The organism is Zestomonas insulae (genome assembly GCF_016901015.1).
GTDB classification, from domain to species: Bacteria; Pseudomonadota; Gammaproteobacteria; order Pseudomonadales; family Pseudomonadaceae; genus Aquipseudomonas; species Aquipseudomonas insulae.
This window is the reverse complement of the sequence record NZ_JAFEUP010000002.1, coordinates 397,549-420,328: the sequence shown is the minus strand read 5'-3', so window position 1 is coordinate 420,328 and position 22,780 is coordinate 397,549. Positions and strand designations below refer to the sequence as shown.

Below are 22,780 nucleotides of genomic sequence, written 5' to 3'. Positions count from 1 at the left end.
CGCGCGGGCCGCGCTCAGCCTTCGAGGATAGCGACGTAGCGCGCGTGGGCGGTGAGCACCGGCTGCTCCGCGCAGCTCAACTGCACCGGCAGGTTGAGGCGCGCGCGGCCGCGGTTGCGCAACTGCTCGAGAAACGCCGGCCAGTCCTCGGGCAGCCGGGTGTCGGCGTAGAACTCGGCCGCCGCCGGGGCACGGTAGTTGCAGTCGAAGTGCTGGATCACCAGCGCGGCGTCCAGGCCTTCGCGCTGCAGCGCATCGAACAGCAGGGTCCAGCCGGCGGCGATGGCCAGGGTCGCCAGGCTGCCGCCGAACACCGTGTTGTGCGGGTTGCGATTCGGCGCGTGCGGCGCGCTCAGGCGCAGTTCGCCGAGCACGCTGGGCACCACGCGGATGGCCATCGCGGTGGTCAGCGGGATGTTGTCGTGCAGGTAGCGGGTCAGCGCCTCGGCGCGGGCGATGTCGGTGGCGGTCGGTTCGGTCATGGCGATCACGGCAGGGTCGGCGATGCCGTTATGGTAGGCGCGCCGGGCGATGCCGACCACGGCTTTCGCCGGCGAAACGGCGTGAACCGGCCGTTCAGTTCGCCGCGGTGGCCTGCGGTTCGATGCGCGTGTCGATGCTGGCGTCCACCGACATGCCGACGCGCAGGTGGCCGACCAGCGGCTGACCGGCGTCGAGGACGATCTTCACCGGGATGCGCTGCACCACCTTGGTGAAGTTGCCGGTGGCGTTGTCCGGGGCGACCGCGGCGAACGTCACGCCAGTGGCCGGGGCGATGCTCTCGACGTGGCCGCGCAGCACTTCACCGGGGAAGGTGTCGACGCCGACCTGCACCGGCTGGCCGGGGCGCACGTGGGTCAACTGGGTTTCCTGGAAGTTGGCCACCACATAGGCGCGCTCCAGCGGCACCACGGCGAGCAGCACGTCACCGGGTTTGACATAGGCGCCGGTGCGCAGCGCGCGGCGGCCGACCATGCCGTCCATCGGCGCATGCAATTCGGTGTGCGAAAGGTCCAGTTCGACGCGCGCCAGACTGGCCTTGGCGCGCTGCAGGGCAGCCTCGGCGGCATTGCGCTGGGCGACCAGCACGTCGGTCTGCTTGCGCACCGCGACCAGGCCGGCGCCCTGCTCGGTCTCGCGTGCCCGCGCGCTGTCGAAGCGGCTCTGCGCCTGCTGGGCGTTCTGTACCGTACCGGCGCCGCGGTCGACCAGCTGGCGATAACGCTGCAGCTCGTGCTCGGCGAACTGCACCTCGGCGCGATTGGCCTGCACCGAGGCGCCGGCCTGGGTGATCAGCGCCTGCTGGCGTTCGAGGGTGGCCTGCACGTTGGCCAGTTGCGCCTCGGCGCTGGCCACCTCGGCACGGGCGCCGTCGACCGCGGCGCGGTAGTCGCGGTCATCGATGCGCGCGAGCAGCTGGCCGGCCTGGACCCGCTGGTTGTCCTCGACCAGCACCTCGCTGAGGAAGCCGGAAACCTTCGGCGCGACCAGGGTGAAGTCGGCGCTGACGAAGGCGTCGTTGGTGCTTTGCGCGGTGGCGTCGCGCAGCAGGTGCCAGGCACCCCAGGCGGCCAGCGCGATGAACAGCGCCAGGGCGGTGAAGACGATTGGTTTGTGGGCGTGGCTGTCACTCATGGCAGCAGTCTCCGTGGGGGTCAGGCCGCGCGCGGCGGAAAGATCCGCGTGGGCACGAAGGCAATGGGCAGGATCAGCACGACCGCAAGCACGGCCATGTACAGGTAGAGGTCGGCGGAGGTCAGCACCAACGCTTGTCGGTGCAGGCGCGCGGTGAGGCCCGCACCGTCGAGCAGCGGGTTGTTGCCGAGGCGGTCGACCAACATGCTCGAGTGGAAATGCAGGCGCGCGGTGCTCAGCGCATCCAGCACGCCGCCGGCAAGCACCGCGGCGAAGCCCTTGACGGTGTTGAACCAGGCCGAGGCGAACGGCCCGTCCGCCGGCGCGATGCTGCCAGTGGAGAGCATCAGCAACGGCAACACGGCCATCGGCTGACCGAAGATCTGCAACAACTGGACGACCAGGAAGTCCTCGCGAACCCAGGCGGAGGTGAGGTGCGCGCCGAGCCAGCAGGCGGTCGCCAGCATGGCGAAACCACAGGCCAGCACCCAGCGGCAGTCGACCCAGCGCAGGTTGCACAGCGCCGCCACCAGCGGCAGCGCGAGGAGTTGCGGCAGCGCCACCACCAGCATCAGCGGCGCGGTCTGCAGCGGCCGGTAGGCCTGCACCTGAGCCAGGTAACTGGCCGGGATCTGCCCCGCCGCGAGGAGGATGAACAGCACGCCGCCGAGGGCAAACAGCGCGAAGCTGAGGTTGCGCAGCTTGAGCAGGCGCAGGTTGAAGAACGGCAGCGGATGGGTCCACTCGTTGAGCAGGAACAGGCCGAGCAGCAGGCTGCCGCCGCCGAGCAGCACACCGATCAACGGCGAGTCGAACCAGGCCAGCCGCTCGCCCTGGATCAGCCCGATGACCAGCATGGAGATGGCCGGAAAGCCGAGCAGCAAGCCGCGCCAGTTGAATTGGCGGAAGCGCTCGAGGCGCAGCGGGTCCTGCGGCAGGCCCCAGGCCACCGCGGCCATGGCCAGCAGGCAGAGTGGCAGGATCTGCCAGAACGCCCAGTGCCAGCCGACGAACTCCACCCAGAACGCCGCCAGCGGCGTGCCCAGGCTCGGTCCGAAGGTGGCGGTCAGCGCGTAGCTAGCCAGGCCGTAGAGCTTGATGTTGGCGGGCAGAAAGCGCAGCGCCACAGTCATCAGCATCGGCGGCAGCGCCCCGCCGGCCAGGCCCTGCAGGGCGCGCAGGAGCATCAGGCTGGCGAGGTTAGGCGCCAGCGGACAGAGCAGTCCAAGCAGCAGGAACGCGGCGATGGCGCAGAGGGTGAAACGGCGCAGCGAAAAGGTCACCGAGAACCACGGCGCGAAGGCCATCGCGCACACCGAGGGCGCCGCGTAGAGCGCCAGTAGCCAGGTGCCTTCGTCGTGGCCGATGCCCATCGCGCCACGGATGTCAGCCAGCGCGACCTTGGTGACGCTCTCGTTGAAACCGGCCACCAGCACCGCGAGCAGCACGCCGAGCAAGCCGACCACGATGCGCAGGCCGAACGGCGCGGCAAGCGGGCGCGCCGTTGCCGCGGCCGGTGCGGCTGGCAGGGTGAGCGCGGCGCTGCTCATCGGTGGGAGGCCCGCGACGCGGACGGTGACAGGGGCAACATGGACGGTTTCCGGAGTGCGGGACTAGGCGAAGTCTATGGCCCACCGGCAATGCCGAGAATTGCAATGTTCTTAATTAATGAGTGCACGAAACGCACTAGCCAAACGCTGCCGAGCGAACCGCTCAATCGAGCGGCAGGCCCTCCAGGCAGCACTGCTTGATCAACCCACGCAGCCAGCGGTGGGCGAAATCGTTGTCGAAGCGCGGGTGCCAGGACTGGCGCACCACCACGGTATCGAGCGGCAGCGGGATGTCGAAGGCGCGCAGCGGCAGGCCGAGGCTCTGACAGGTGCTCGCCACCAGGTCGGGCATCGGCAGGATCAGGTCGGAGTTGCGCAGCGCCAGCACCGCCGGGAAGAAACTCGGCGAGATCATCACCACGCGCCGCTCCAGGCCGAGCTCGGCCAACGCCTGGTCGATCGGCCCGCGCGCCAGGCCGCGCCGCGACACGCTGATCTGGTCGAAGGCGGCGAAGTGCGCGGGAGTGATCGGCGCGTCGAAGATCGGGTGGCCTTCGCGGGCCAGGCCGACGAAGCGGCTCTCGAACAGGCCCTGGGTCTTGAGCTCGGCGGTCTGCCGGGTGGACGCGCCGACGATCAGGTCGATGCGCCCGGCGCGCAGCGCGTCGTCATCGCCGTCGATTTCTGGGACGAAGCGCAGCACCACCCCGGGCGCCTGCTGGTGCACGCGCTCGAACAGGCGACCGCCGTAGCAGACCATGAAGATGTCGTTGGTGCGCACGTGGAACTGCCGCTCGAGGCTGGCCAGGTCGACCTCCGCCGAGCGGAAGAACCCGGTGGCCTGCTCGACCACCCCGCGCACCTGCTCGCGCAGCTCCAGCGCCCGCGGCGTGGGCACCAGGCCACGGCCGGCGCGCACCAGGATCGGGTCGCCGACCGCCTCGCGGATGCGCGTCAGCGTGCGGCTCATCGCCGGCGGGCTGAGGTGCATGCGCCGCGCGGCGCCGACCACACTGCCCTCGTCGAGGAGGATGTCCAGCGCGACCAGCAGGTTGAGGTCAGGTAGTTGCATCAGGCACAGCTCCCAGGGCGAACAGTTGCATTGCGTGCAACTGTAAAAGCCCACGACAGGGGCGTCGACCTAGAAGTCCTTGGATCGATAGACCTGCTCGCCGCCCAGCAGCGTCCACAGCACCTTGGCCTGGCCGATCTGGCTGGCCGGCAACCGGAAGATATCGCGATCCAGCACCAGCAGATCGGCCTGTTTGCCGACTTCCAGCGAGCCGGTGTCCTGCTCCTGGCGCAGGGTGTACGCCGCGCCCAGGGTGTAGGCGCGGATTGCCGCCTCCAGGTTGGGCAGACCGCGCACGCCGAGGCTCAGGGCGTTCTGCATGATGCCCAGCGGCGACAGCGGGTTCACATCCCAGTCGGAACTCAGGGTGACCCGCGCACCGCTGTCGTACAGCGCGCGCATGGGCAACATCTGCTCGGCGCGCGGGCCGATCAGCGGCCGGTTGTCCTTGAGGAAGGATGGCGTGAAGTAGCGGCTGGGCTGGAAGTCGGCGATCACGTCGAGCTGACGGAAACGTGGCAGGTCGGCCTGGTCGACCAGCTCGACATGGGTCAGCCGATGCCGCCCCGGCGTGGCCTGGGCGACGGCATCCAGGGCATCGCGCACCGCCTGGTCGCCAATGGTGTGGATGTGCAGGTCGAAGCCGGCCGCCGTCAGCTCACGGGCGTAGCGCTGCAGGCGCTCGGGAGTGAAGTAGTAGAGGCCGCGCGGATCGACGCCGGCCAGACTGTGCTGATAGGGCTGGCGCAGGCGCGCGGTGGTGTTGTGCACGATACCGTCGACATACAGCTTGATCTGGCTGATGTGCAGCAGGCTGTCGGCGGCGCCGGGGGCGTACAGGGCCTTGAGGTCGGCCAGTTGCTCGTCGTCATCCAGCTGCGGGTAGGCCCACAGGCCGAGCGTGGTACGCGCCTTGAGCCGATCCTCACGCGCCGCACGCTGCCAGGCCTCGAGATGGCCGCGGCGCCAGAACACCCGGGCATCGGCCACCGAGGTGATGCCGTTGCGCGCCAGCTGCTCCTGGCCATACAGCACGGCCTGGTAATACACCGCCTGCAACGCTTTCGAGGGCGGCAGGGCCTTGTCCATCACCAGGTCACCGGCGTTGTCGAGGACGATGCCGGTCGGCCTGCCCTGCTCGTCGCGCAGGATCACCCCGCCCTCGGGATTGCCCTCGAGCGCCTTGATGCCCGCCAGTTGCAGGGCCTTGCTGTTGAGCCAGTAGGAGTGCGAGGTCTCCTCCATGATCGCGATCGGCAGGTCAGCGGCGATCTCGTCGAGCAGCGCACGCGGACTGGCGCCGCTATCGAGCAAGGTGTGCAGGCTGAAACCGCTGCCCAGCAGCCACTCGCCGCGCGCCGCCTCAGCGCATTCGCCAATGGCCTCCAACCACTGCTCCAGAGAGCCGTCGGCCTCCAGTTGGCAGCCGCCCTGGGCCTCGGAAGAAGCATCGAGTACATGCGCGTGGCTGTCCTGGAAGCCCGGCAGCACCAGGCGTCCGTCGAGATCAACGAACTCGGTGTCCGCATCGGCGTGCTCTTCGACCTGGGCATCGCTGCCGACGGCGAGGATCTCGCCCTCCTCGCTGATGGCCAGGGCCTGGGCCCAGGGCTGCGCGGAGTTCACCGTGTAGATCCGGGCATTGTGCAGCACCAGGCTGGCAGCGGGCTCGGCAGCCTGCGCCAGGGGAGCCAGGAGCGCCGCGCAGAGCGGCAGACAGCGGAACATGGATCGGTCCTCAAGCACACAGCCATGCCCAGCCGGGTGGCAAGGCATGGCGTCAACGAGGGGGCTGATGGCCCCCGATGGAACAAGTAAAGCTCACCAACGGCTAGATCAGCCGCGGCATGTTCTTGGTCACGCAGTGAATGCCGCCACCGCCGCCGGCGATCGGGTCGATGTTGACCTGGACGATGGTGCGCCCCGGGTAGAGCTGGGTGAGCAAGTCTTTGCAGTATTTGTCCGCCGCGGCATCACCGAATTGCGGGGCGATCACCGCGCCGTTGATCGGCAGGTAGTTGATGTAGCCGGGGGCGAAGTCCGGGTTGTTCTGGCTGTACACGTTCTGGCGCGGCTTCAGCGGTGGCGGCAGGGTGTAGACCTGCAGCTTGTTGCCGTCGGCGTCGGTGGCGGCCTTGAGGATGTTCAGGTGGGTGCGCGTCACCGCGTAGTCGTAGGACTTGGGATCGTTGTCCAGGTTGGCGATGACCACACCCGGCTTGACGAAGCGCGCGTAGAAGTCGACGTGGGCGTCGGTGATGTCCTTGCCCTTGATGCCCGGCAGCCAGATGATCTTGCGCAGGCCGAGGTTGGCCTTCAGTTCGGCCTCGATCTGCGCCTTGCTCATGCCCGGGTTGCGGTTGCTGTTAACCCAGCAGCTCTCGGTCATGATCGCCGTGCCGTGGCCGTCCACCTCGATGCCGCCGCCCTCGCCGGTCAGCTGGCTGCTGATGTAGCTGGCATCCAGCTCATAGCTGAGTGCGTCGGCGACCAGCGTGTCGTTGCCGGCAGCCTGCTTGTTGCCCCAGCCGTTGAAGTTGAAGTCGACCAGGCCGCGCCCGCCCTGGCCGTCGAGGACGAAGCAGCCACCGTAGTCGCGTACCCAGATGTCGTTCAGCGGCATGGTGAGGAACTGGATATTGGTGGTGCCGCACTTGCTCTTCGCCTGGCTCAGCTGGTTGGCGCGGCACAGCACGGTAACCGGCTGGTACTTGGCGATGGTCTTGGCCAGCAGCGCCACGGTGTTGTTGACCGGTGTGGCCCAGTCCTCCCAGATCGACGCCGAGGCGGCGAAGGCGAGGAACACCCGCTCCTGCGCCTCGCCTTCATCCGGCATGTACCAACTGTTGGCCAGCGCCGCACGCACGCGCGGCGCGCTCACGCCCAGGCCCAGCGTAGCGACCGCACCCAGGCCGGCGGCCAGGCTCAGGTGTTTGATGAAATCACGACGTGTCGACATGGTGTGTCCCTCGGTGGTGGTGGGTGGAGCAACAACCCCCTCTCCCTCTGCCGGGAGAGGGAGCAAACCTAGAAGGTGCGGTTGACGCCGAGCACCAGGGTCGCCGAGCAGACATCGTCGAAGCCCATGTAGTTCGCGCACTCGCTGTCGCTGAGGTCGGTGTCGATGTAGCTGGCCGACCAGTTGAGGCTGAACAGCTCCTTGCTCACCTTGACCTGCCACTCGTGGTAGCTGTCGCGGGTGTCGCCTGCGTCATCGATGAGCAGCGGGTCCTTGAGGTCGACCTGGCCGTAGCGCAGATCCAGCGCCACCTCCGCCGGCAGCTGGGTGCCGTAGCCGACATAGCTGTACAGGTAGCTCTGGTCGCCGCCGAGGTTGTCCGAGTAATAAGCGCCGAGCTTGGCGCCGTAGACGGTCAGCAGGCTGAACACTTCGTCGTAGTTGAGCGCGCTCTGCCGCGGGTATTCGTAGCGGTAGTAGGCGGTGTCGAGGCTGACGTCATCGCTGATCTGCCAGTTGTAACCGGCGTAGTAGTCGAGCTCCTGGCGCGTCTTGCTGCCCAGGCCGAAGTCGACGTTGGAACTCCATACGCCGAGATACAGGCCACTGCTGTGGTTGAGGGTGGCCGAGCCCTGCAGCGCCGGGTCGTTCTGCGTCTGCGAGATGCCGCGGGTGCGGTAATCGCTGAACACCCCGGCATCCAGGTACAGGCTGAAGTCGTCGTTCAGCTCAATCGCCTGACTCAGCCCCCAGGGCGCGAGCAATGCGGTGGCCAGGGCGGCCGTGCGCAAGTGGTTCATCGGTGACTCCTTTCTTGTTGTTGTCGGATTCGCGGGCATGGCTACGCCGTAACGCCCGGCCGCGCGCGGCGGCGGGAGTCACAACGGCAGGCGACGGACGCCGCCGGCGCTCAATCGAGTGCGGTCTTGAACTTGGTCCAGGCGCGCATGCGCGCACGCATGTCGCGCTGCGGGATGTCCTTGCCGGCAATCAGCCGCTCGTAGGTGGCGTCGTCGACATAGATGTCCGGGTTGTTGCGCATGTCGGCATCGACGAGGGGCTTGGCCGTGGCACTGGAGGTCGGGTAGCCGGTGGCGTTGCTGATCGCCGCCATGTTCTCCGGGCGCATGACGAAGTTGATGAAGGCGTAGGCGTACTCCGGATGCTTGGCGTCCGCCGGGATGGCCATGGTGTCCATCCACACCGTGGTGCCCTCGCGCGGAATGCGGTACTGGAAGTCCGCCGGCTTGCCTGCCGACTGGGCGGCGCGCTGCGCCTGGGTGACGTCGCCGCTGTAGCCGAGCGACAGGCACAGGTTGCCGTTGACCAGGTCGGTGACCGGCTGCGACTGGAACTTGCGGATGTAGGGTTTGATCGACAGCAGCAAGTCGGTGGCCGCCTGCAGATCGTCCGGCTTGGCGCTGCGCGGATCGCGCTTCAGGTAGTGGAGCACCACGGCGAGCGTCTCATCCGGCGAGTCGATCACCGAAATACCGCAGTCGGCGAACTTCGTCGCGTTCTCCGGTTTGAACAGCAGGTCGAGGCTGTTCACCGGGGCATCGGCCATGCGCTGCTTGATCGCTTCGGCGTTGTAGGTGATGCCGATGCTGCCCCAGGTGTACGGCACGGTGGCGTGGCGTGAATAAGGGTACTGGGTCTGCAGACGCTGCAGGCCGGGTTCGATCTCGCTGAGGTGCTCGAGCTTTTTGGGGTCGAGTTTCTGCAGCGCACCGGCGCGCATCAGCCGCTCGGCCACGGTATCGCCAGGGAAGATCAGGTCGTAGCCGCTGTTGCCGGTCATCAGCTTGGCTTCCAGCGTTTCGCTGCCGTCCATCACGTCGTAGATCACCTTGATACCGGTTTCCTTGGTGAAGTTGGCGAGGGTGTCTTCGGCGAAATAGTCGGCCCAGTTGTACAGGCGCAGAGTCTTTTCCTCGACGGCAGCCGAGGCCTGGGTGCCGTACAGCGCCAGCGCAGCGATCAGCAGTGTGTTCTTGGCCTTCATGCTCAGACTCCTTGGTGATTCCAGCGCACATGGGTTTGCCGGCCGTCGAGGCCCAGCAGCGGGCCGTACATTTCCGGGCGGCGATCGCGGTAGATGCCCCAGGTCAGGCGTTCCTCGCGCATCGCCGCGAGGTCCAGCTCGCGCACCAGCACGCCGCTGCTGTCGCGGTCGGCCTCGGCGAGCAACTTGCCCTTGTGGTCGGTGATGAACGACGAGCCGTAGAAGCGCATCTGCAACGCCGGGTCGCCGGTCGCCACTTCGCGACCGATGCGGTTGGCGGCCACCACCGGAATGATGTTGGCGGCGGCATGGCCACGCTGGGTGAGCTGCCAGTGGTCACGCGAATCCAGCGCGGCGGCGCCCGGCTCGGAGCCGATGGCGGTGGGGAACAGCAGCACCTCGGCGCCCTGCAGGGCCAGGCAGCGTGCGGTTTCCGGGAACCACTGGTCCCAGCAGATGGCGACGCCGAGGCGGCCGAAGGCGCTGTCCCAGACGCGGAAGCCGCTGTCGCCGGGGCTGAAGTATTCCTTCTCCTGATAGCCGATGGCGTTGGGGATGTGGGTCTTGCGGTACACGCCGAGCAGCTGGCCGTCGGCATCGGCCAGCGCCAGCGAGTTGAAGTAGGCATTGCCAGCCTTCTCGAACCAGGACAGCGGCAGGACCACGCCGAGCTCCCCGGCCAGCGCGGCAAAGCGCTTGAGCACGCGGCTGTCGCGGTACTCCTCGGCGAGCGCCAGGTGCTCGTGGCGCTGCTCGATGCAGAAGTACGGGGTGGCGAACAGTTCCTGCAGCAGGATCACCTGCGCACCCTCGGCCGCGGCCTGGCGCACCAGACGCTCGGCCTGGTCGAGGTTGTCATCGAGGTTCCAGCTGCAGGCGAACTGGGTGGTGGCGACCTTGAGCATGCTCATCAGCTCCACACCGGCCAGGCCGGCTGTTGCTGGGTGATGCAGTGCACCCCGCCGCCACCGTGCGCCAGGTGGTTGATCTGTACCGGCACCACTTCGCGACCGGGGAACGCCAGGCGCAGGGTGGCCGCCGCTTCGTCGTCGGCGGCGATGCCGTAGGCCGGCATGATGATCGCGCCGTTGGCGATGTAGAAGTTGGTGTAGGAGGCGCAGAACACCTCGGCCTGGGTATCCACCGCCTCGCTGGCCTCGAACAGTTCGAGCATCTCGAAACGCCGTCCGCGCGCATCGGTGGCCAGCTCCAGGGCGCGACGGTTCTCGCGCGCCACCTCGGCATACACCGAGGACTGGTCGCGGGTGGCGTCGACCAGCAGCGCGCCGGGACGCACGAAGGCGCACACGCCATCGACGTGGCCATCGGTCATGTCGCCAGTGACATGGTCCGGATCGCCGGGCAGCCAGATGGTCTTCTTCACCCCGAGCAGACGGGCGAAAACCTCCTCAATCTCGGCCTTGCTCATCCCCGGGTTGCGGTTGGCATTCAGCAGCACCGACTCGGTGGTAATCAGCGTGCCATCGCCGTCGACATGGATCGCCCCGCCCTCGTTGCTCAGCGGCGTGCCGAAGCACTCCAGGCCGAGGCCGTTGAGGATGCGCCGCGCCAGGCCTTCGTCGAGGTCATGCTCGGACTTGCCGCCCCAGGCGTTGAAGCGCCAGCTGACCCCGGCCACGCCGCGCTGCGGGTGGCAGACGAAGCTCGGTCCGGAGTCGCGGCACCAGCTGTCGTTGACCGCCAGTTCGATCAGCTCGATGTTGGCGCCGCACAGTTCACGAGCGCGGAACACCGCCGAGTGATCGACCACCATTTTCACCGGCTCGAAGCGCGCAATGGCATTCGCCACGCGGGCGAAATCGACCTGCACCTCGGCGAGGGTCACCCCCCAACCGGATTCCCAGAGCGACTGATTGTGCGGCCAGACCATCCAGGTGGCGGCATGTGGAGCCCATTCGGCGGGCATGAACCAAGCGTTTTCGGGGGCTGCGCTGTGCTGCATACAAGTGCCTTCAGTTAAGTCATTGTTATCACTGAAAACCGCGAGTGCGGTGATGACTTGCATGCTAGGCCTGTGAAAACGCGGCAACAAACGATAGATTTTGCGCAATCCTGATTAGATGGGCTTATCGATCATGCTAAAACACTGGCCCCCTCTGAACGCCCTGCGCGGCTTCGAGGCCGCCGCCCGCCTGGGCAGCTTCCACAAGGCCGCCGAAGAGCTGCACCTCACCCAGTCGGCGATCAGCCAGCAGATCCGCAGCCTGGAAGGCTTCCTCGAACAGCCACTGTTCTTCCGCAGCGGGCGCAGCGTCAGCCTCACCGATGCCGGGCATGACCTGCTCAGCACCACCCAGTCGCTGCTGCAGCAGCTGGCCGTCGGCATCCGCCGCCTCGAGCAGTACCGCAAGCCCAACCAGCTGGTGGTCAACACCACCCCGGCCTTCGCCCGCCACTGGCTGGTGCCGCGCCTGGGCGAGTTCCACCGCCTGCACCCGGAAGTCGATCTGTGGCTGTTCACCACCGACGAGACGCCGGACATGGCCAGCCAGACCATCGACCTCGCCGTGCGTGACGACCTCAGCGCCCAGGCCGAATGCAGCTTCCGCGTGCTGCTGGAGGATCGCCTCTACCCGGCCTGCCACCCCAGCCTGCTGGACACCCCGGCGCAACAACGCACCACCTTGCACGGCGAACGGGAAATGGACTGGAGCCACTGGCAGGTGCAAGGCGGCGCGGCGATCGGTCAGCACAACCACGGCCTGAACTTCTCCGACCCCGGCCTGCTGCTGGACGCCGCCTGCCAGGGACTGGGCATCGCCCTGGTCAGCCAGTTGCTGGCCGAGCAGGCGCGCCGCGACGGCCTGCTGCAGCCGCTGGTGGAACAGACCATTCGCGGCCCCAAGTGGGCCTGGCTGATCCACCGCGACAGCGAACACAACAGCCTCACACGCAGCTTCAGCGCCTGGCTGGCGCAGGCGCTGCAGGCCGCTGCCTAAAAATCGCGGCATAAAAAAAGCCCCGCAGTGCGGGGCTCCTTTCGATCAGCGAAGCATCAGGCCTTGGCGGCGATCTTCTTCAGCTCTTCGTCACGCAGTTCACGGCGCAGGATCTTGCCGACGTTGGTGGTCGGCAGCGCGTCGCGGAACTCGACGGCCTTCGGCACCTTGTAGCCGGTGACGTTGGCGCGCATGTGCTCGAGCACCTGCTCCTTGGTCAGGTTGGCGCCCGGTTTGGCGACCACGAAGACCTTGATCACTTCGCCCGACTTCTCGTCCGGCACGCCGATGGCCGCGCACTGCAGCACGCCCGGCAGGGCAGCCAGCACGTCTTCCAGTTCGTTCGGATAGACGTTGAAGCCGGACACCAGAATCATGTCCTTCTTGCGGTCGACGATGCGCATGTAACCGTCTTCCTGGATCACCGCGATGTCGCCGGTCTTCAGCCAGCCATCGGCGCTGAGGACTTCGTCGGTGGCTTCCGGACGCTGCCAGTAGCCCTTCATCACTTGCGGACCCTTGACGCACAGTTCACCGATGGCGCCGAGCGGCAGGTCGTTGCCTTCGTCGTCGATGATCTTGCACTGGGTCGACGGCACCGGAATGCCGATGGTGCCGAGTTGGTTGTTCTGGAACGGGTTCACCGAGGCGACCGGGCTGGTTTCGGTCATGCCCCAGCCTTCGCAGATCGCGCAGCCGGTGACTGCCTGCCAGCGTTCGGCGGTGGCTTGCTGCAGCGCCATGCCGCCGGAGAAGGTGGCCTTCAGCGAGGAGAAGTCCAGCTTGCGGAAGTCTTCGTTGTTGCACAGGGCGACAAACAGGGTGTTCAGACCGACGAAGCCGGTGAACTTCCACTGCGACAGTTCCTTGACCGTGCCCGGCAGGTCGCGCGGGTTGGTGACCAGGATGTTGTGCGCGCCGATCAGCATCATCGCCATGCAATGGAAGGTGAAGGCGTAGATGTGGTACAGCGGCAACGGTGCGATGAGGATCTCGCTGCCCTCGTTGAGGTTGGCGCCCATCAGCTCCTTGCACTGCAGCATGTTCGCCACCAGGTTGCGATGGGTGAGCATCGCGCCCTTGGCCACGCCGGTGGTGCCGCCGGTGTACTGCAGCACGGCGATGTCGGCGGAGGCCGGGCTGGCCTCGCGCGGGCTACGGCCGCGGCCCTTGGCCATGGCGTCGGTGAACTTCACCGCCTGCGGCAGATGGTAGGCCGGCACCATCTTCTTCACGTACTTGACCACGCTGTTGACCAGCACGCGCTTGAAGGTCGGCAGCATGTCGCCGACTTCGGTGACGATCACGTGCTTGACGCCGGTCTTCGGCAGCACTTGCTCGGCCAGGTGAGCCATGTTGGCCAGGCACACCAGCGCCTTGGCGCCGGCGTCGTTGAACTGATGCTCCATCTCCCGCGCGGTGTACAGCGGGTTGGTGTTGACCACGATGAGGCCGGCACGCATGGCGCCGAACACCACGATCGGGTACTGGAGGATGTTGGGCATCTGCACGGCGATGCGGTCGCCGGGCTGGAGGTCGGTGTTCTGCTGCAGGTAGGCGGCGAACTCACCGGACAGCTTGTACAACTCGCCGTAGGTGATGGTCTTGCCCAGATTGCTGAAAGCAGGCTTGTCGGCAAACCGCTCGCAGGACAGTTTCAACACTGCCTGGACGTTGGCGAACTGGTCAGGGTTGATTTCGGCAGCAACCCCGGCGGGGTACTTGTCCTTCCAGAAGTTTTCGATCATGGAAGCCCACTCCTAAGCGACAGCTATTTCTTACCGCACGTTGGCGATTCGTTCTTGTGATAGTGGCGATTTCCGGCCGTTGAGACGGGAAAAAAGCGCGCCGAGAGTAGCAGCTTTGCCTAGGAGCGAATAGCACCAAGCAGCGCTGGCACGGTCAAAAAAAAGACCGAAAGCTGGGCTTTCGGTCATTTTTGGAGCAAACCTGCCGGATTGTCCGACAGGATTGCGTAGTGCACTGCGGGAGCACAGCCCCGCGTCTTCAGGCGATATCGCGCAGTTCGCGGCGCAGGATCTTGCCCACCGGCGACATCGGCAGCGCTTCCTTGAGGACGATCTGCTTGGGCACCTTGTAACCGGTGAAGTTTTCTTTGCAGTAGTGCTTCAGCTCGTCGACGGTCAGGCCGTGCTCGCGCGGCACCACGAACAGCTTGACCGCCTCGCCCGAACGCTCGTCCGGCACGCCGATGGCGGCACAGCTGGCGACCTTCGGATGAGCCATGACCACGTCTTCGATCTCGTTCGGGTAGACGTTGAAACCGGAGACGATGATCAGGTCCTTCTTGCGGTCGACGATGCTCACGTAGCCGTCGGTATCGATCACCGCGATGTCGCCGGTCTTCAGCCAGCCATCGGCATCCAGCACCTCGGCGGTGGCTTCCGGACGCTGCCAGTAGCCCTTCATCACCTGCGGGCCCTTGATGCACAGCTCGCCACGCTCACCGAGCGGCAGCTCGTTGCCGGCGTCATCGATGACCTTGAACGCGGTGCCCGGCACCGGCAGCCCGACGGTGCCCATGCGCCCCAGCGCGCCGCGCGGGTTGCTGCTGGCCACCGGCGAGGTTTCGGTGAGGCCGTAGCCTTCGCCGACGCTGCACCCGGTCACCCCTTCCCAGCGCTCGGCCACTGCTTTCACCAGCGCGGTGCCGCCGGAGTTGGTCAGCTTGAGGCTGGAGAAATCCAGGGTCTTGAATTCCGGGTGCTCCATCAGCGCGACGAACAGGGTGTTCAGGCCGAGGATCGAGGTGAAGCGCCACTTCTTCAGCTCGTTGATGAAGCCGGGAATGTCGCGCGGGTTGGTGATCAGCACGTTGAGGTTGCCGTTCACCATCATGCACATGCAGTTCATGGTGAAGGCATAGATGTGGTACAGCGGCAGCGGCGCGATGATGATCTCGCGACCGGCGTTCATCAGCGGCTTGCCGTCGTCGTCGACCTGCTGCAGGCAGGCCTCGACTTGCAGCATGTTGGCCACCAGGTTGCCGTGGGTGAGCATCGCGCCCTTGGCCACGCCGGTGGTGCCGCCGGTGTACTGCAGCACGGCGATGTCTTCGAGGCCGACCTTCACCGGCTTCAGCGCATGGCCACGACCCTGCTTGAGCGCGGCCTTGAACGACACGGCCTGCGGCAGGTGGTAAGGCCGCACCATCTTCTTCACATGCTTGACCGCGGCATTGATCAGCGGGCCCTTGAGGCCAGGCTGCAGGTCACCCATGCGCGCTTCGATGAGGTATTCGATCTCGGTATCCGGCAGCACTTCCTGCACCAGATGGCCGAACATATTGACGTAGACCAGCGCGCGCACGCCGGCGTCGGTGAACTGGTGGCGCATCTCCCGCGCGGTGTACAGCGGGTTGGTGTTGACCACCACCAGGCCGGCACGCATGGCGCCGAACACGGCAATCGGGTACTGGAGGATGTTGGGCATCTGCACGGCGATGCGGTCGCCGGGCTTGAGATCGGTGTGCTTCTGCAGGTAGGCGGCGAACGCAGCGGAGTGACGCTCCAGTTCGGCGTAGGTCAGCGTCACGCCCATGTTGCTGAACGCCGGGCGGTCGGCGAACTTCTTGCACGAGCGCTCGAACACCTCGACCACCGATTTGTAGGCGGTCAGATTCAGCTCGCTGGCCACGCCCGGAGCACGCTTATCGTTCCAGAATTCAGGTTGCATTGTTGTTATCCCATTGCCTGAAAAAGTGTCTGGCCCGCGCTTGCGGGACTCAGCGCAAGGTAGCAGCAATGCCTGGGTGCGCAAATACTGAGCACCGGTCCATAGACCTTGTGAATCTTTCACCCCGCCCGTGGAGTGATTGCGCTATATAGAAAGACGTCCCTGGCATAGCGAGCCCCCGATGTTGCGCAAGCCCAGTCTGTTGCTGGCACTGTTGATCCTGTCGCTGCTGAGTACCGCGCATGCGGCTGCGCTGCGTTTGGCTACCCTGGAATACCCACCCTACTGCTCTCAGGCCCTGCCCGGCGGTGGCAGCATTGTCGAACTGGTCACCCGCGCCTTCGCTACCCAGGGCCACCCGGTGCAGATCGACTTCATGCCCTGGGCGCGGGTGCGCGCCGAGCTGCACACCGGTCGCTATCAAGGCGCCCTGCCGCTATGGCCGCGGGAAATCAACGAGGAACGCCTGACCGCCTCGCGACCGCTGTTCTACAGCGAACTGGGCTTCTTCTCGCGCAGCGGTCAGCCGGTAAGTTTCACCACGCTCGACAACTTGAAAGGCCGCCGGGTCGGCCTGGTGCGTGGCTACGGCTATCCGCCGAGCCTGTTCAAACACGGCTTCATCGGGGAAGAGGCGGTCGACGACCTGACCAACCTGCGCAAGCTGGCCGGGCGGCGCTTCGACCTGGTGCTGCTGGAACGCGTGGTCGGTGCCTACCTGACCGCCCGCCATACCGAACTGCGCGGCCGCGTCGCCTGGCAGGAGCCGGCACTGGAGCGCATCCCGCTGCTGGTCGGCTTCCTCCCACCGAAGAACGGCGAGCCGGATTGGGCGGCGATCTTCGAACAAGGCCTGCGCGCGCTGCATGCTAGCGGCGACTACATGCGCATCCTGCAGAAGAACAGCGCCCAGCCCTGACCGGTCGGCGACCCGACGAAGCGGGCGCCTCCCACTCTTCTCGACTCGCACGGCGCCATGCACAATGCGCCGACCCCCGGCACAAGGAACCGCCATGCGCCACGATGATTTCTGGCTGACCTCGAGCGACGCCGCTCCCCTGTTCGTCAACTGTTGGCTCGGCGACAACACGCCGCGCGCAGTGCTGATGCTGTCGCACGGCATGGCCGAACACAGCGGCCGCTATGCCCGCTTCGCCGAGGCGCTGGTGAAGGCCGGCTTCGCGTTCTACGCCCACGACCAACGCGGCCACGGCAAGACCGCGCAGCGCGGCATTCTCGGCCACTACGCCGAACACAACGGCTGGCAGCGGGTGGTCGACGATCTGCACGACCTGCGCCAGCACATCCACCACCATCATCCGGACACGCCGATCTTCCTCGTCGGCCACAGCATGGGTAGCTACATCGGCCAGGCCTATCTGATGCAGCGCAGCGCCGAGGTGCAGGGCGCGATCCTCTCCGGCTCCAACTACCAGCCGGTCGGCCTGTACAAGGTGGCGGCGGGTGTCGCGCGTTTCGAGCGCTGGCGGCAGGGCCCGACCGGGCGCAGCGCGTTGATGGAATTTCTCTCGTTCGGCTCGTTCAACAAGACCTTCAAGCCCAACCGCACGCCGTTCGACTGGCTGAGCCGCGACCCGGCCGAAGTCGACAAGTACGTGAGCGATCCGCTGTGCGGCTTCCGTTGCACCAACCAGCTGTGGATCGACCTGCTCGAAGGCCTGCAACAGATCACCCCGAGCGCCGACCTGGGCAAGATCGCCCACGACCTGCCGGTGCTGGTGGTCGGTGGCGCGCGCGACCCGGTCAGCCAGGGCAAGCGCCTCAACGACCTCGCCGCCGCGCTGCAGGCCGGCGGCCTGCGCCAGGTCGAACTGAAGATCTACGCCGATGCCCGTCACGAACTGCTCAACGAAACCAACCGCGACGAAGTCAGCGCCTTTCTCATCGACTGGCTGGAACGCGCCCTCGCCCAGGTGCCCGCCGCGCCAGCCCAAGCCCTGGCCTGACCCCGCCCTTCAGCCGGTCGACAACAGACCGGCGCCGCGTACCGAAGGCTCCAGTTCGCCGATCTTCTCCAGCCGCGCCCGCACGATGTTGCGGCTGATGCCGAGCAGGCGGCCGGTCTGCAACTGGTTGCCGTGGCAGAAGCGGTAGGCGGTGCGAAAGATCGTCTCCTCAATGTGCTCGTAGAGCTCCGGCAGGTTCTTTTCGTACAGCGCAGCCAACGCCGCTTCCAGACTCGCCTCACTGGCCACCGGCAGCGAGGCGAGCGGCTCAGCGCGGCCGAGGCTTGGGCGCATGTCGGCGAGCTGCAGATCACCCGGCTGCACCTGCTGATTGCGGCACACCAGTAGCGCATGGTGAATGGCGTTCTCCAGCTCGCGAATGTTGCCTGGCCAGCTATGGGTCAGCAGTTTGCGCTCGGCCTCCGGACTCAGCGTGGCGCGCTGGTAGCCGAGGCGCTGGCAGTGTTCGTTCACGAAGAATTCGGCCAGCGGCAGGATGTCACCAGGCCGCTCACGCAGTGGCGGCAGGCGGATCGTAGCGACGTGCAGCCGGTAGAACAGGTCCTCACGGAAATGCCCGGCCACCACCGCGTCGGCGAGGTTGACGTTGGTCGCCGCGACCAGGCGCACGTCGATGGGGATCGGCGTGCGCGAACCGAGGCGCACCACTTCGCGCTCCTGCAGCACGCGCAGCAGCTTGACCTGCATGTTCAGCGGCAGGTCGCCGATCTCGTCGAGGAACAGCGTGCCGCCGTTGGCCGCCTCGAACCAGCCGGCCTTGCTGCTGGTCGCGCCGGTGAAGGCGCCCTTCTCGTGGCCGAACAGTTCGCTCTCCACCAGGCTTTCCGGGAAGGCGCCGCAGTTGACTGCCACGAAGGGTGCCTTGCTGCGCCGGCTGAGGTGATGGATATGCCGTGCCACCAACTCCTTGCCGGTGCCGGTCTCGCCGATGATCAACGCATTGGCCTCGCTCGGCGCCAGCCGCTCGATGCGATTGAGCAGCTCCTGCGAGCGCGGGTCCTTGAACACCAGAACGGTGGCACGGACCGACTTGGTCAGTTCACGAGCGTGGGGATGGGTGAGCAATGACATGTCGGCGAGTCCGTTTATGGCCAGATGAGCCGATAGTGCACGAATCTCTTATATATAAAAAATCATCAATATTCATTTGGTTATTCCTATAGGAGATAACCAGATTTTGCGGAAAGGCTGCTGCCCTGGCAGCAGTCGAGCAGCACCGGTTGCTGATTGAGCAGTAGCCCCGCGCGGCCTAGCGGCACCCATCTAACAAAATAAAATCGTTAAATATCAAACAGATAAAACAAAACAAACAGCCCATCAGCAACTCGGTACGGTTGTTGCGATAGCCCCAGTGCGCAGCTTTCAGCAGCCGCGCCGGATGCCCTGCGCCACAACCAGGACGCAGGCACCGCCAACACGACATTGCACGACGCCGCACTGAACTGCGACGTCCTGACCGAGCTAAGCAACTGGGGGCAACATGTTCAAACGCAGCACTCTTTCCACTGCCATCGCCTGGGCCTTGGGGGGCCTCGCCGGGGTCTACCTGACGGCAGGCCACGCCGCCGACGCGACGACGCCGGCAAAGGCTGCCGAGGAACAAACCACCGCGAGCAGCGCACCGACGCTGGCCAAAGTCACCGTCACCGCGCAGAAGCGCGAAGAGACCGTGCAGGAAGTGCCCACCTCGATCTCCGTACTGAGCGGCGACAAGGTGCGCGACACCTCGCTGCAATCGGCCAACGAAGTGACCCGCTTCATCCCCAACGCCTCCGCCGGCACCAGCGAAGGCCACGGCCGTCCGCGCTGGTGGATTCGCGGCCTGGGCACCGGTGACCAGGGCGCCAACACCGTCAGCCCGGTGGGCATCTACGTCGACGACGTGTACATCGCCAACATCAGCGCCACCGGCTTCCCGCTGTTCGACCAGGAACGCGTCGAAGTGCTGCGCGGCCCGCAAGGCACGCTGTGGGGCAAGAACACCACGGCCGGGGCGATCAACTTCATTTCGCGCAAACCGACCTTCGAGCAGTCCGGCTACTTCAAGGCCGGCATCGGCGACTACAACGACCGCGTGCTGGAAGGCGCGGTCGGCGACACCCTGGTCGACGAGCGCCTCGCCGCGCGCGTGGCGGTCCGCCACCAGGGCCGCGACGGCTACAGCGACAACCTGAATGACGGCAACGACAGCGGCACCATCGAAGACGACGCGGCGCGCCTGCAGTTCCTCGCGCGAATCAACGACGACCTCGACGCTACCCTTAACCTGCACGCCCGCAGCTACCACGACACCGGCGGCTACAGCACGGTCAGCTACGGCCTGCGCCCGAACGGCACCAACCAGTTCGGCTACTTCATCGACCCCGAGAAGGGCAAGGTGAACTACAACGCCAAGTACGAAACCGACATCGACCAGGCCGGCAGCAACCTCAACCTGGTCTGGCAGCTGGGCAGCCTGGAACTGACCTCGATCACCGCCTTCGAGCACTTCCAGCGCGAGAGCTGGAGCGACAGCGACAACACCCCGCTGGAACTGCAGCGCGGCTACGGCGACGTCGACGCCAAGCAGTGGTCGCAGGAATTCCGCCTGACCTCGCCGCGCGAGGACCGCCTGAACTGGGTGCTCGGCTTCCACTACTTCAACGAGGACCTGGACTCGGAAAGCGCCAACGCCGCGCTGACCAACCCCTACATCCCGCGCTCGTACAACAACACCACCTACAACCAGGGCACCGAGAGCTACGCACTGTTCGGCAGCACCACCTACAGCTTCACCGACGACTTCAACGTCACCGCCGGCCTGCGCTGGACCCGCGAAACCAAGGACATCGACTTCGTCCGCCGGCAGAACCAGGGCCAGGCCAACTTCAATGGCGCCGACTGGTGGAAGCTCGGCACCGTCAGCACCCCGCTGGTGGTCAACGCCACCCAGGACGAGAGCAACACCTGGAGCGACTACACCTACGACCTGACCCCCGAGTACCGCCTCTCCGACAACGCCCGGGTGTACTTCCGCTACGCCTACGGCTTCCGTTCCGGCGCTTACAACACCGGCGCAGTTAGCCAGGCCACCGTCGCCACGGTGGACCCGGAATACCTGACCTCCTACGAGCTGGGCTTCAAGTCGGAATGGTTCGACGGCCGCCTCAACGCCAACGCCGCGCTGTTCTACTACGACTACGAGGACATCCAGCTCAACATCGTGACCGCGGTGAACAACCAGACCGTCTCGCGCCTGGCCAACGGCGCCGAGGGCGAGGCCTACGGTGCCGAGTTCGAGCTGGAAGCCATCCCGGTGGAAAACCTGCACCTGAACTTCGCCCTCGGCCTGCTGCACACCGAGTTCACCGACTACACCTCGGGCAACGACGACTTCTCCGGCAACAAGTTCGTCCGCGCACCGAACGTCTCGGCGGTGATCGGCGCCGACTACCGCATCCCGCTGAATGTCGGCGGTGCGATCATCCTCGGCACCGACTGGAACACCCGCAGCCGCCAGTACTTCTTCTCCAACGACCAGAGCCAAAACATGCGTAGCGGCGGCTACACCCTGGGCAACGCACGGGTGACCTACGAGCTGCCCGGCGAGACCACCCGCGTCACCGCCTACGTGAACAACCTGACCGACAAGGAATACCGCAACCACACCCTGCCGGGCGGCTTCCAGACCGCCGCGGTGATGTTCGGCGATCCGCGCACCGTTGGCCTGTCCGTTACCACCGACTTTTGATCGACTGCCCGCGGCCTTCGCGCCGCGGGCCTCCCAGCGAGGTAATCGCCATGCACGCTTCTCCCCTCACCCGCCTGTTGCGCCGCCTGGCCCTGCTGCCGGCGGCTCTGCTGGCCGCCCAGGCGATCGCCGCCGAGGCGCCGCAGACCCTGCGCATCGCCACCGTGGCCTACGCCAACGCCGGGCAGATCACCTTCAACGGCCCGGCCTACGTGATGGACCGCGATCAATGGCTGCAGCAGGAACTGGCCAAGCGCAACGTCAAACTGGAATGGGTGCCGGCGGCCACCGCTTCGGTCGGCACCTTCGTCAATGAAGAGTTCGCCAACCAGCGCATCGACTTCGCTTTCTACGGCGACTTGCCGTCGATCATCGCCAACGCCTCCGGGGTGTCGACCAAGCTGATCGCCCCGGGCGGCAGCGGCAACAACGTCTACCTGGTGGTGCCGGCGAACTCCACCGCCAAGTCGATCGCCGACCTCAAGGGCAAGCGCATCGCCCTGCACCGCGGCCGGCCGTGGGAACTGTCGTTCGCCAAGTTGCTCGAATCCAACCACCTCGGCTTCAACGATTTCCGCATCTTCAACCTCAACCCGCAGGCCGGCGGCGCGGCGCTAAGCGCCGGGCGAGTGGATGCGTTCTTCACCTTGAGCGACGCCTTCCTGCTGGAAGACAAGCAGGTCGGCAAGATCATCTGGTCGAGCAAGCAGGCGCCGCGCGACTGGAAGATGCGCGCCGAACTGTGGGGCGCCAGCGAGTTCGTCGCCGCGCAGCCGGAGCTGACCCAACTGGTGGTCACCGCCTACCTGAAGGCCGCCTACTGGACCGCCCAGGACGCCAACAAGGACACCTACCAGGGCTACCTGTCGAAGTCCGGCCAGCCGCTCAGCGTGTTGCAGCGCGAAGTCGAAGGTGAGTCGTGGAGCAACCATTTCACCCCGCTCTACGACCAGGCGCTCAAGCAGCACTACGCCGACGGCATCGCCTACAGCCAGAAGGCCAAGCTGATTCGCGGCGAGGTCGACGTCAACGCGCTGCTCGAACCGAAGTTCGTCGAGCAGGGCTTGAAGGACCTGCAACTGCAGGACTACTGGAAAGACGTGCCGCACGACTTGGCGCAGCAGTAAGCGCAGCGACGTTGTCGCGGCCATGGGCCGCGCCTACGGACCGTGCATCGGTTGCACG

Annotated in this window: 18 protein-coding genes; 5 read left to right on the top strand and 13 right to left on the bottom strand. The window is 66.1% G+C overall.

The window, feature by feature from the left end:
- Window positions 1–14: 14 nt before the first annotated feature.
- The 10 genes from JQX08_RS07635 to JQX08_RS07590 form a co-directional block, all read right to left on the bottom strand.
- Entirely contained in the window at window positions 15–542 is a 528-nt protein-coding gene (locus JQX08_RS07635; RefSeq protein WP_346727582.1) for a YiiD C-terminal domain-containing protein, read from the bottom strand.
- 34 nt (window positions 543–576) lie between these two features.
- Window positions 577–1,635: an HlyD family secretion protein gene (locus JQX08_RS07630; RefSeq protein WP_204915693.1), complete on the bottom strand. Its 1,059-nt coding sequence runs from the start codon at window positions 1,633–1,635 to the stop codon at window positions 577–579.
- A gap of 20 nt (window positions 1,636–1,655) precedes the next feature.
- Window positions 1,656–3,185: an MFS transporter gene (locus tag JQX08_RS07625; protein ID WP_204915692.1), complete on the bottom strand. Its 1,530-nt coding sequence runs from the start codon at window positions 3,183–3,185 to the stop codon at window positions 1,656–1,658.
- Window positions 3,186–3,348: 163 nt separating this feature from the next.
- Window positions 3,349–4,257, bottom strand: coding sequence for a LysR family transcriptional regulator (locus JQX08_RS07620; RefSeq protein WP_204915691.1), 909 nt, complete (start codon window positions 4,255–4,257; stop codon window positions 3,349–3,351).
- A gap of 69 nt (window positions 4,258–4,326) precedes the next feature.
- Window positions 4,327–5,985, bottom strand: a complete 1,659-nt coding sequence (locus JQX08_RS07615; protein ID WP_204915690.1) for an amidohydrolase — start codon at window positions 5,983–5,985, stop codon at window positions 4,327–4,329.
- Window positions 5,986–6,088: 103 nt separating this feature from the next.
- Window positions 6,089–7,216 (bottom strand): agmatine deiminase family protein, encoded by a 1,128-nt coding sequence (locus tag JQX08_RS07610; protein ID WP_204915689.1) that lies wholly within the window; start codon window positions 7,214–7,216, stop codon window positions 6,089–6,091.
- A gap of 68 nt (window positions 7,217–7,284) precedes the next feature.
- On the bottom strand, window positions 7,285–8,016 hold the full coding sequence (locus JQX08_RS07605) for a TorF family putative porin (RefSeq protein ID WP_204915688.1): 732 nt from the start codon (window positions 8,014–8,016) through the stop codon (window positions 7,285–7,287).
- A 110-nt stretch (window positions 8,017–8,126) separates the two neighbouring features.
- The gene (locus JQX08_RS07600; protein WP_204915687.1) at window positions 8,127–9,221 is read right to left on the bottom strand and encodes an extracellular solute-binding protein; all 1,095 of its coding nucleotides are present in this window, start codon (window positions 9,219–9,221) and stop codon (window positions 8,127–8,129) included.
- Window positions 9,222–9,223: 2 nt separating this feature from the next.
- Window positions 9,224–10,132, bottom strand: coding sequence for an N-carbamoylputrescine amidase (gene aguB, locus JQX08_RS07595; RefSeq protein WP_204915686.1), 909 nt, complete (start codon window positions 10,130–10,132; stop codon window positions 9,224–9,226).
- Window positions 10,132–11,184 carry an agmatine deiminase family protein gene (locus JQX08_RS07590; RefSeq protein ID WP_204915685.1) on the bottom strand — a complete coding sequence of 351 codons (1,053 nt, stop codon included), beginning with the start codon at window positions 11,182–11,184 and terminating at the stop codon, window positions 10,132–10,134. The genes aguB and JQX08_RS07590 overlap by 1 nt, the downstream gene beginning before the upstream one ends.
- Before the next feature lie 133 nt (window positions 11,185–11,317).
- Between JQX08_RS07590 and JQX08_RS07585 the strand changes: the two genes are divergently transcribed.
- Entirely contained in the window at window positions 11,318–12,181 is an 864-nt protein-coding gene (locus JQX08_RS07585) for a LysR substrate-binding domain-containing protein (RefSeq protein WP_204915684.1), read from the top strand.
- 56 nt (window positions 12,182–12,237) lie between these two features.
- On the opposite strand, the gene fadD1 is transcribed toward JQX08_RS07585, so the two are convergent.
- Both fadD1 and fadD2 read right to left on the bottom strand, forming a co-directional pair.
- The gene (gene fadD1, locus JQX08_RS07580) at window positions 12,238–13,929 is read right to left on the bottom strand and encodes a long-chain-fatty-acid--CoA ligase FadD1 (RefSeq protein WP_204915683.1); all 1,692 of its coding nucleotides are present in this window, start codon (window positions 13,927–13,929) and stop codon (window positions 12,238–12,240) included.
- A gap of 259 nt (window positions 13,930–14,188) precedes the next feature.
- Window positions 14,189–15,877 (bottom strand): long-chain-fatty-acid--CoA ligase FadD2, encoded by a 1,689-nt coding sequence (gene fadD2, locus JQX08_RS07575; protein WP_204915682.1) that lies wholly within the window; start codon window positions 15,875–15,877, stop codon window positions 14,189–14,191.
- Between the two features lie 181 nt (window positions 15,878–16,058).
- Here fadD2 and JQX08_RS07570 point away from each other — a divergent pair, with 181 nt between their 5' ends.
- Together JQX08_RS07570 and JQX08_RS07565 are read left to right on the top strand one after the other, a co-directional pair.
- Window positions 16,059–16,796 carry a substrate-binding periplasmic protein gene (locus JQX08_RS07570; protein WP_204915681.1) on the top strand — a complete coding sequence of 246 codons (738 nt, stop codon included), beginning with the start codon at window positions 16,059–16,061 and terminating at the stop codon, window positions 16,794–16,796.
- A gap of 94 nt (window positions 16,797–16,890) precedes the next feature.
- Entirely contained in the window at window positions 16,891–17,844 is a 954-nt protein-coding gene (locus JQX08_RS07565; RefSeq protein ID WP_204915680.1) for an alpha/beta hydrolase, read from the top strand.
- A 9-nt stretch (window positions 17,845–17,853) separates the two neighbouring features.
- Here the strand turns inward: JQX08_RS07565 and JQX08_RS07560 are convergent, their stop codons facing one another.
- The gene (locus tag JQX08_RS07560) at window positions 17,854–18,936 is read right to left on the bottom strand and encodes a sigma-54 interaction domain-containing protein (protein ID WP_204915679.1); all 1,083 of its coding nucleotides are present in this window, start codon (window positions 18,934–18,936) and stop codon (window positions 17,854–17,856) included.
- A 409-nt stretch (window positions 18,937–19,345) separates the two neighbouring features.
- On the opposite strand from JQX08_RS07560, the gene JQX08_RS07555 reads away from it, so the two are divergent.
- Together JQX08_RS07555 and JQX08_RS07550 are read left to right on the top strand one after the other, a co-directional pair.
- Complete coding sequence (locus tag JQX08_RS07555; RefSeq protein WP_204915678.1) at window positions 19,346–21,595, top strand: TonB-dependent receptor; 2,250 nt, start codon at window positions 19,346–19,348, stop codon at window positions 21,593–21,595.
- Between the two features lie 50 nt (window positions 21,596–21,645).
- Window positions 21,646–22,722, top strand: a complete 1,077-nt coding sequence (locus tag JQX08_RS07550) for an ABC transporter substrate-binding protein (protein ID WP_204915677.1) — start codon at window positions 21,646–21,648, stop codon at window positions 22,720–22,722.
- Window positions 22,723–22,780: the final 58 nt, after the last annotated feature.

Excerpts from the sequence above, each read along its gene's own strand:
- JQX08_RS07630 (WP_204915693.1), bottom strand. The coding sequence starts at position 1,635 with ATGAGTGACAGCCACGCCCACAAACCAATCGTCTTCACCGCCCTGGCG.
- JQX08_RS07625 (WP_204915692.1), bottom strand. The coding sequence starts at position 3,185 with ATGAGCAGCGCCGCGCTCACCCTGCCAGCCGCACCGGCCGCGGCAACG.
- JQX08_RS07620 (WP_204915691.1), bottom strand. The coding sequence starts at position 4,257 with ATGCAACTACCTGACCTCAACCTGCTGGTCGCGCTGGACATCCTCCTC.
- JQX08_RS07615 (WP_204915690.1), bottom strand. The coding sequence starts at position 5,985 with ATGTTCCGCTGTCTGCCGCTCTGCGCGGCGCTCCTGGCTCCCCTGGCG.
- JQX08_RS07610 (WP_204915689.1), bottom strand. The coding sequence starts at position 7,216 with ATGTCGACACGTCGTGATTTCATCAAACACCTGAGCCTGGCCGCCGGC.
- JQX08_RS07605 (WP_204915688.1), bottom strand. The coding sequence starts at position 8,016 with ATGAACCACTTGCGCACGGCCGCCCTGGCCACCGCATTGCTCGCGCCC.
- JQX08_RS07600 (WP_204915687.1), bottom strand. The coding sequence starts at position 9,221 with ATGAAGGCCAAGAACACACTGCTGATCGCTGCGCTGGCGCTGTACGGC.
- aguB (WP_204915686.1), bottom strand. The coding sequence starts at position 10,132 with ATGAGCATGCTCAAGGTCGCCACCACCCAGTTCGCCTGCAGCTGGAAC.
- JQX08_RS07590 (WP_204915685.1), bottom strand. The coding sequence starts at position 11,184 with ATGCAGCACAGCGCAGCCCCCGAAAACGCTTGGTTCATGCCCGCCGAA.
- JQX08_RS07585 (WP_204915684.1), top strand. The coding sequence starts at position 11,318 with ATGCTAAAACACTGGCCCCCTCTGAACGCCCTGCGCGGCTTCGAGGCC.
- fadD1 (WP_204915683.1), bottom strand. The coding sequence starts at position 13,929 with ATGATCGAAAACTTCTGGAAGGACAAGTACCCCGCCGGGGTTGCTGCC.
- fadD2 (WP_204915682.1), bottom strand. The coding sequence starts at position 15,877 with ATGCAACCTGAATTCTGGAACGATAAGCGTGCTCCGGGCGTGGCCAGC.
- JQX08_RS07570 (WP_204915681.1), top strand. The coding sequence starts at position 16,059 with ATGTTGCGCAAGCCCAGTCTGTTGCTGGCACTGTTGATCCTGTCGCTG.
- JQX08_RS07565 (WP_204915680.1), top strand. The coding sequence starts at position 16,891 with ATGCGCCACGATGATTTCTGGCTGACCTCGAGCGACGCCGCTCCCCTG.
- JQX08_RS07560 (WP_204915679.1), bottom strand. The coding sequence starts at position 18,936 with ATGTCATTGCTCACCCATCCCCACGCTCGTGAACTGACCAAGTCGGTC.
- JQX08_RS07555 (WP_204915678.1), top strand. The coding sequence starts at position 19,346 with ATGTTCAAACGCAGCACTCTTTCCACTGCCATCGCCTGGGCCTTGGGG.
- JQX08_RS07550 (WP_204915677.1), top strand. The coding sequence starts at position 21,646 with ATGCACGCTTCTCCCCTCACCCGCCTGTTGCGCCGCCTGGCCCTGCTG.